The sequence below is a fragment of the Amycolatopsis sp. NPDC059027 genome, from assembly GCF_042739735.1.
Lineage (GTDB): Bacteria > Actinomycetota > Actinomycetes > Mycobacteriales > Pseudonocardiaceae > Amycolatopsis.
On the sequence record NZ_JBHYIK010000022.1, the window covers coordinates 101629 to 109337 of the forward strand.

The 7709-nt window shown below is 70.8% G+C and carries 7 protein-coding genes and 1 pseudogene; 4 read left to right on the plus strand and 4 right to left on the minus strand.

Annotated elements, in window-relative coordinates:
- Positions 1 to 57 precede the first annotated feature (57 nt).
- Positions 58 to 858: an alpha/beta fold hydrolase gene (locus ACFWY9_RS17565; RefSeq protein WP_378326428.1), complete on the plus strand. Its 801-nt coding sequence runs from the start codon at positions 58 to 60 to the stop codon at positions 856 to 858.
- A 13-nt stretch (positions 859 to 871) separates the two neighbouring features.
- On the opposite strand, the gene ACFWY9_RS17570 is transcribed toward ACFWY9_RS17565, so the two are convergent.
- A complete protein-coding gene (locus ACFWY9_RS17570) occupies positions 872 to 2680 on the minus strand; it encodes a Xaa-Pro dipeptidyl-peptidase (RefSeq protein ID WP_378339272.1) in 1809 nt (602 codons plus the stop codon).
- Positions 2681 to 2769: 89 nt separating this feature from the next.
- Between ACFWY9_RS17570 and ACFWY9_RS17575 the strand changes: the two genes are divergently transcribed.
- Positions 2770 to 4311, plus strand: coding sequence for a DUF4139 domain-containing protein (locus ACFWY9_RS17575; RefSeq protein WP_378339273.1), 1542 nt, complete (start codon positions 2770 to 2772; stop codon positions 4309 to 4311).
- A 3-nt stretch (positions 4312 to 4314) separates the two neighbouring features.
- Here the strand turns inward: ACFWY9_RS17575 and ACFWY9_RS17580 are convergent, their stop codons facing one another.
- Both ACFWY9_RS17580 and ACFWY9_RS17585 read right to left on the minus strand, forming a co-directional pair.
- A complete protein-coding gene (locus tag ACFWY9_RS17580) occupies positions 4315 to 4746 on the minus strand; it encodes a CBS domain-containing protein (protein WP_378326431.1) in 432 nt (143 codons plus the stop codon).
- Positions 4747 to 4835: 89 nt separating this feature from the next.
- Complete coding sequence (locus ACFWY9_RS17585; protein WP_378339274.1) at positions 4836 to 5294, minus strand: hypothetical protein; 459 nt, start codon at positions 5292 to 5294, stop codon at positions 4836 to 4838.
- Positions 5295 to 5348: 54 nt separating this feature from the next.
- On the opposite strand from ACFWY9_RS17585, the gene ACFWY9_RS17590 reads away from it, so the two are divergent.
- Positions 5349 to 5927: a TIGR03086 family metal-binding protein gene (locus tag ACFWY9_RS17590; protein WP_378339275.1), complete on the plus strand. Its 579-nt coding sequence runs from the start codon at positions 5349 to 5351 to the stop codon at positions 5925 to 5927.
- Here ACFWY9_RS17590 and ACFWY9_RS17595 read toward each other — a convergent pair.
- Complete coding sequence (locus ACFWY9_RS17595) at positions 5920 to 6906, minus strand: neutral zinc metallopeptidase (RefSeq protein WP_378326434.1); 987 nt, start codon at positions 6904 to 6906, stop codon at positions 5920 to 5922. The two genes, ACFWY9_RS17590 and ACFWY9_RS17595, sit on opposite strands and share 8 nt — an antisense overlap.
- Positions 6907 to 7086: 180 nt before the next feature.
- Here ACFWY9_RS17595 and ACFWY9_RS17600 point away from each other — a divergent pair.
- Positions 7087 to 7709, plus strand: a pseudogene (locus ACFWY9_RS17600) (S9 family peptidase); the annotation flags it as partial.

Sequence of the window (7709 nt, forward strand, 5' to 3'; positions counted from 1 at the left end):
GAGGTGACCACCCACCTGCGTGCCACGCGCCGAACGGCACCCGGCAGGATCGCCCCCATGCACACCGCCATCTCTCGCGACGGCACGAAGATCGCCTACGACCGCACCGGGGACGGACCGGCGCTGATCCTGGTCTCCGGCGCGTTCGGCTACCGGACCTTCCCCGGGCTGGTGGAGCTGGCCGGGCTGCTCGCCGGGCGGTTCACGGTCTACAACTACGACCGGCGCGGCCGCGGCGACAGCGGCGACACCGCGCCGTACTCCCCCGAACGCGAGATCGAAGACCTCCAAGCGGTCGTCGACGCCGCGGGCGGAGAGGCCTACGTCTGGGGCCTGTCGTCCGGCGCGGTGCTCGCGTTGAAGGCCGCCACGCACGGCGTCCCGATCAAGAAGCTCGCGCTGTACGAACCGCCGTTCGTCACCGACGCCTCGGCGAAGCACCCGCCCGCCGACTTCCTCGATCACCTGCGGGCGCTGATCCGCGACGACGAGCGCGCCGAGGCGGTCAGGTACTTCATGACCACGGGTATGGGCGCGCCGTGGTTCGTCATCCTGATCATGCGGGCGATGCGCGGCGTGTGGCAGCGGCTGGTCGGCCTCGCCCACACCCTGCCGTACGACGCCGAACTCCTCGACGGCCACACCGCGGGCGAGCCGTTGCGCGCCGGGGAATGGGCCGGTCTGACAGCGCCGGCGCTCGTGCTCGACGGCGCCAAGAGCCCGGCTTCCCTGCGCAAGGCGGCCAAGGACCTCGCCGCCGTCCTGCCCGGCGCGAAGCACCGGACCCTGGAAGGCCGGAAACACACCGTGTCGATGGCCGTCCTGGCTCCGGTGCTGAGCGACTACTTCACCGGGTAACGCGGGTAGCGGATCAGAAAGCCGAGCGCAGCGCGGCTTTCCCGCCGGTCACCGGAAGCGTCACCGAGGTCCGGGTGAGGTCGAGCGCCAGGCCCGCGCCTGGCTTCGGCCGCAGGGTGAAGTCGTGGTCGCTCGAGGCCAGCAGGAACTCCAGCCGGTGGCCCGCCGCGAGGATGTAGTCCTTCGGCATCAGCTCGACGCCGATCCGGTAGGTCTGCCCCGGCGTGATCGGTTCGGTCCGCGCGATGTCGTGCCGGTTCTGCGGATCGGTCCAGCCGCGGCTGATCACGTGCGAGGAGCCGTCGGGCGCGCGATCGAGCAACACCACGGTGACGTTCGCGGCGGGCCGGTCGAACGACAGCGCCAGGTCCGCCTTCGCGGTTCCCGAAAGCCGCAACGGCTGCTTCGCCGCCGACGTCGCGTACAGCAGGCGGTTCCCGGACGAGGGCAGCCCGGCGAGCTGCTCGATCGTCTTGTTCGCATCATCGGCCAGCCGCTCGACGTTTCCGTTGCCGGGCACGGGATTCCGCAGGTCCAGCGTGCCCTTCGCGCCCCCGCCCGGCCACGGGTACGCCTTCACGTCGGAGGTTCCCGGTGCGGGCCAGTCCGCCTCGTCGACCCAGGACTTGTCCTCTCGCTGGATCGTCGCCTTCGGCTCGTTCTGGATCCCGTTGTCGACGCCGTAGAGGTAGTGCGACATCCACTTGTTCAACGTCGTGAGCCAGACGTCGCGGCGCAGGCTGTACGGATCGGCGTGCCCGGACTGGTGCAGCCAGATCTTGTGCTCGACCCCGTGCTGCCGCAGCGCCGCGTACCACTGCGCGACCTGGTCGGTCTTGACGTTCCAGTCGTTGAGCCCGTGTACCGCGAGCACCGAGGCCCGCACCTTGCCGACGTCGTTGCGGTAGTTGCGGACGTCCCAGAACCGGCTGTAGTCGCCGGTCACGCGGTCCTGGCCGGCGGTGAGCCCGTCGATCACCGGACGGCAGATCGCCCGGTCGGCGCGGGTGTAGACGTATCCGGCGAGCACGTCGGCGTCCTCGCCCTGGTAACCGCCCGCGGCGACGACCGCGCCCGCGTTGCGGTAGTACTCGTACCAGTTGGAGATCGCGGCGATGGGCACGATCGTCTCGAGGCCTTCGACGCCGGTACTGGCCACGGCGTTGGGCAGGGTTCCGTTGTAGGACACGCCCATCATGCCGGTCTTGCCGGTGCTCCACGCCGCATCGACCGGCGTCCCGCCCGCGTCGCGGGCCGGAGTGCGGCCGTTGAGCCAATCGATCACCGAGCGAGCGCCGATCGTCTCGTTGACGTCGCCGGTCGTCGGGCAGCCGGTCGACTGCCCGCTGCCCAGCGATTCCCCGTACACGACGGCGAATCCGCGCGCGGTGAAGTAGTCCTGATAGCGCCAGGTGATCGGGGCCGCGTACGGGCCGACGCCGTGCGAAGCGACCCGCGCGCCTTCGGGGCCGCGGTCGCGGCCGGGGACCGACAGCTCGACGTCGACGTTGTGGTTGGGGACGTCGTTGCCGCCCGCGTAGTACGGGCTCGCCTGGTAGACGACCGGGACCTTCATGCCCTGCGCCGTCGCCCTCGGACGCACGACCTGCGCGTGCACGAGGTCGTCCTTGCCGTCGTGGTCGCTGTCCACCGGCGCGGTGACCCAGACGTCCTCGCGGATGACGTCGGCCGGATCGAACACCGGTTGTGCCTGGCCGTCGCGGAAAACCGGCGCGGGCGGAGCGTCGGCCAAGGCCGCGGAAGGCACCAGGGGCAGGGCGAGCACGGCGGCGAACAGGACGGCGAACCGAGCGGATCTCACGAGGCCCCCAAGCCGGGACGAAGCGGACGACGACCGTTCCGAGATTTCCGTTCCGGCCGATCCGGTGTCAAGAGACTAACGTCGGGGCCATGCCGACTGTCTCCGCGCCGATCGTCGCCGTCACCGTCTATCCCCAGCAGGCCCGGATCACCCGCCGCGGCCGCGTGGACGTGGCCGGCGGGCCGCGTGTCGCCTTCGCCGGGCTCCCGCTGGCCCTGGCCGCCGACTCGGTGCGGGTCACCGGCACCGGGCCCGCCCGGATCGTCGGCGTCGACGTGCGCGTCGAACGCCACATCGAACCCGCCGACGCCGCCCTTCGCGAGCTGGTCGAGCAGCGGCAGGCCGGGCAGGACGCGGTCGACGGCGTCGCCGACGAGGAAGCCGCCGCTGCGGCGAAGGTCGAGTTGCTCACCAGCCTGGCGCGGCGCAGCGGCGGCAGTTTCGCGAAGGCACTGGCGAACGGCGAAGCCGAACCCGGCCGTGTCGCCGAGGTCACCGGCGCGCTCGGCACGCAGCTTTCCGCCGCGCTCAAGGAAAAGCGCGCCCTCACCGCGCGACTCGACCGGCTCCGGGACGAACTGGCCGCGCTCGACCGGCGGATCGGGGAGCACAGCGCACAGTCCGAAAAGGACAGTACGAGTATCGTGGTCGAGCTGGAACCGACCGCCGACAGCGGCGAAGCCGAACTCGAACTGTCCTATGTGGTCACCGGCGCGAGCTGGGAACCGGGCTACGACGTCCGGGTCGCCGGGGCCGGTGTCGCGGTGACATCGTTCGGCCTGGTGTCGCAGTACACCGGGGAGGACTGGCCGGAATGCGCGCTCGCGCTCTCCACCGCCCGGCCCGCGACCGCCGTGACGGTGCCCGAACTGCAGCCGTGGTACCTCGACCGGGCGCAGGAGTTCCACCCGATCGCCGCGTACGGCGGCGCGGCTCCGGCGGCTCCAGGCGGCGCGGAAATGGCCATGGCATCAAGGCGGATGCCCCATCCCGTCGCCGAAGCGGAGCAGGGCGCGACGGCGATGACCTACCGCGCCGCACGGCCGGTCGCGGTCCCCTCCGGCGCGCAGGGACACCGGACGACCTTGGCGCAGCTGGAGCTCCCCGCCGAACTGGGGTACGTCACCGCGCCAGTACTCGCACAGGAGGCCCACCTGCGCGCCACGGTCGTCAACACCTCGGAACACACCCTGCGCGCAGGCAAGGCGTCCGTGTTCCACGAGGCCGAGTTCGTCGGCAGCACCCACCTCGAAACGTGGGCGCCGGGCGAGGAACTCGAACTCGCCCTCGGCGTGGACGACCGGATCCGGATCGAACGCGAACTCGTCCGCCGCACCGCGAGCAAGGCCACGCTGTCCGGACAGCGACGCCGGGAAGCCGAATACCGCACGACGATCACGAACCACGGCCCCGCCGAAGCAGCGCTCACCGTGCTCGACCAGGCGCCGGTTTCGCGGGACGACGCCATCACCGTGCGGGACGTGCGCGCCAAGCCCGAACCCGCCGAGACCACCCAGCTCGGCGAGTTCACCTGGCGCTTGAAGATCGCCCCCGGCGCGACGACCACGCTCACCCTCGGCTACCGGGTCGACGTCGCGAAGGGCGTCGACCTCAGTGGCTGGCGGGAGTAGCGGTCAGCCCTGCGAGATGTAGGCGTGTAGCTGCTCCTGCGACTTCTCCAGCTCCTCCATCCGGTTCTTCACCACGTCGCCGATGCTGACGATCCCGGCAAGCCTGCCTTCGGACAGCACCGGGACGTGCCGGATCCGGTGTTCGGTCATCAGCACGCTGAGGCTCTCGACCGAGTCGTCCGGGCCGCAGCTCGCGACCAGTCTGGTCATGATGTCGGCGACCGGGCCGTCGAGCAGCGCCGGGCCGCTGTCGTGCAACCGCCGCACGACGTCGCGTTCGGACACGATGCCCGCGATCCCGCCGTCGGGCCCGATCACCACCATCGCGCCGACGTTGTGCTCGGCCAGGCCGGCCAGCAGCGCGGTCACGGTGGTCTCCGGCGTGACCGTCGCGACCGTGGTTCCCTTCCTCCGCAGCAGATCCGCGATCCTCATGACGATCCCTCTCCTCCGGTGAGGTGGATCACACCAGGTTAGGGCCGGACGGCTCCCTACGAAAGTCCTGCGAATTGGGGAGAACCGTGCTATTGGGACGGCTCGCCGAGACGTTCCGCCAGTGCCTTCAGCCCTGCCCGAATCCCCTCCGCGTAGGTGTCGTCACCCAGTGCGTCCACTTTCTCCTCGGCCAGCGCGAGCTGCCGCCGCGCCTCGGCGAAATCGCCCAGCTTGCGATAGTCCTCCCCCAGGTTCAGGTGCAGTGACGGATAGAAACCGCGCACCGCCAGCGTCGCGTGGTAGGCCTGCGCGCGTTCGTCGGTGAGGGAATCCGCCGCGGCGAGCGCGCGCAGATCCCAGGCGAGTTCCTCGGCGGGATCGTCACAGACGTCGGCCGTGTAGTGGGCCAGCGCGCAGCGGTGCAACGGATCGCCGTCCTCGCCTATCCGCTCCCACAGTGCGGTGAAGCGGGCGCGGGCTCCCGCACGGTCGCCGCCGATGTGCTGCTGCAGACCCGCGTTGATCTCGATCATCACGTCGTCGTCCATCGCTTCGCACCGTATCGGCCACCACCGACAATTCCGGTGACTAGCGTCGTCCCCATGCACACGCGTGAACTCGACCGCCGTTCCCTGGCGCTCCTCGACAAGCTGGTCGCCACCATGACACCCGCCGATCTCGACCTGCCCACCCCGTGCGCGGGCTGGACACTGGCGGACCTGCTCCGGCACCAGGTCGGCGAGAACAACGGCTTCGCGATCGCGGCCCGGCACGGCTCCGCGCCCAGCTGGGACGGCGACCTCGGCGACGCCCCGTACTACGCGTACGCCGTGTCCGTCGACGCCTATCTCGCCGCCTTCGCGGACGACGCCGTTCTCGAACGGACGCTCACGATCGGCCATCTCGGGGACTTTCCCGGGCACATCGCGGTCAAGATGCATCTCATCGACACCGTGGTCCACGGCTGGGACCTCGCGAAAACGCTCGGCGTCCCGTACGAGCCGCTGCCCGAAGCGGTGCACGAGGCGCTGGAGTTCGCCGGACGGATCCCAGCGGATCCCGATGTCCGCAAGAAGCGGGGGACCTTCGCTCCGATCGTCGAACTGCCCGAGGACGCGTCCGCATTCGACCGGCTCCTCGGGATCCTCGGCCGCTCGCCGGGGTGGGAACGTCCTAACTGACCTCGGCGGCGGACGCGGACCAGGTGTTGCACGCCGCCGTCGTCCGGCCTTCGAACCCGGCCTTCGCCCACGCCAGCTGGTGCTTGCGGGTCCCGTGCGTGTCACTGTCCTGTGCGCGGCCGTAGTCGGCCACCCCGGCGTTCGCCAGCGACGCGGTGATCGAGCCCTTGCCCGAGGCCGCGGCGACGAACAACGCCCCGAAGCAGTTGGCCTGCAGTTCGATCCGCCGCACCTGCTCCTTGTCGGCGGCCGTGTCCTGGTTCGGCGAGGACATCCTGGCCGCGGCCGCCGCCAGGATGCCGCTCTGCCGCTGGACGTGGTGGCCGTACTCGTGGGCGATCGTGGCGATGTGCCGGGCGCGGTTGAGGTTCGCGTCGGCGAGCATCCATTCGGTGGGCGCGTAGATGGTGGTGTCGCCCCCGCAGTAGTAGGCGACGGCCTCGTTCTTCGACGGCGCGTCCCCGCACGCGCTGTGCGTCGGGAGGTTCAGCGACAGCGTCACCGCCACCATCGGCTCGCCCGCCTTGTCCAGCGCGGGGCGCCAGGACTGTTCGAGGCAGTCCAGCAACGCGCGGTAGAACGCCTCCAGCTGGGCGGGGGCGCGGCCGAGATCGGGCAGGGAACAGGACGCGGGACCGAGCGTGACCCCGGTGGCGAGCAACGCGTTGTCCGCGAGGCGCGGCACCGCCCTCGGGGCGGCCTGACCGCTCGTGCCCGGGTCGGCGGCGACCTGCCGTGCCCCGTCGGGTGCCGCGACGGCGTGACCCGCGATCCGGTGCGGGCCCGCCACGGCGATGGCCGCCACGGTGAGCACGATCAGCGCGACGGCGACGACCGCACCGGAGAAGGCCCGGCGACGACCGCCGCGCGCCGGGAGCTTCCCCGTCGCGGGTGCCCACTCCGGGTACGCCCCGGCCTGCCGGATCAGCGGCGGCTCGGCCATGGCGGGCAGGCCGGACGGTCTGTCGGCATCAGTCACGTTCTCCCCTGGATCCCCTCGGCGGCGGCGCGGGTGATCCGCGCGCACGCTCCCCCTCCGGCCACACAGCGTCACACGGAGCGGAATCCAGCATACGGATATCCACGGGTGACCGGATCACGAAATTAATACACCCACCCGGTGGCGGTCAGGACAGGATCCTACGGAGAGACTGTGAGGATGAGTGTGGAAGATCAGTACCTCTGGCTTGAGGACGTGACCAGCGACGAAGCGCTGGACTGGGTGCGTGCCCGCAACGCCGAAACGCTCGCCGAGCTCACCAGCGGCACGCGCTTCGCGGAGATACGGGACGGAATCCGTGAGGTGCTGGACGCCGACGACCGCATCCCGTACATCCGCCGCCGCGGTGCCTGCTTCTACAACTTCTGGCAGGACGCGGCGCATCCGCGCGGGCTGTGGCGGCGCACCACGCTGGCGGAGTACCGGCAGGGCGAACCGGACTGGGAAATCCTGCTCGACGTCGACGCGCTTGCCGAAGCCGAAGGCGAGAACTGGGTCTGGCAGGGTGCGGTCGTGCTCCGTCCGGACTACCGGCTGGGCCTGGTCGAGCTGTCCCGCGGCGGCGCCGACGCGACCGTCGTCCGCGAGTTCGATCTAGACGCGCACGCGTTCGTCGAAAACGGCTTCACCGTCGCGGAGGCCAAGACCCGGATCGGCTGGATCGACGCCGACCGCGTCTACATCGGCACCGATTTCGGGCCGGGCTCGCTGACCACCTCGGGTTATCCGAGGCTGGCGAAGGAATGGCGGCGGGGCACCCCGCTGGAGGAGGCCGAAACGGT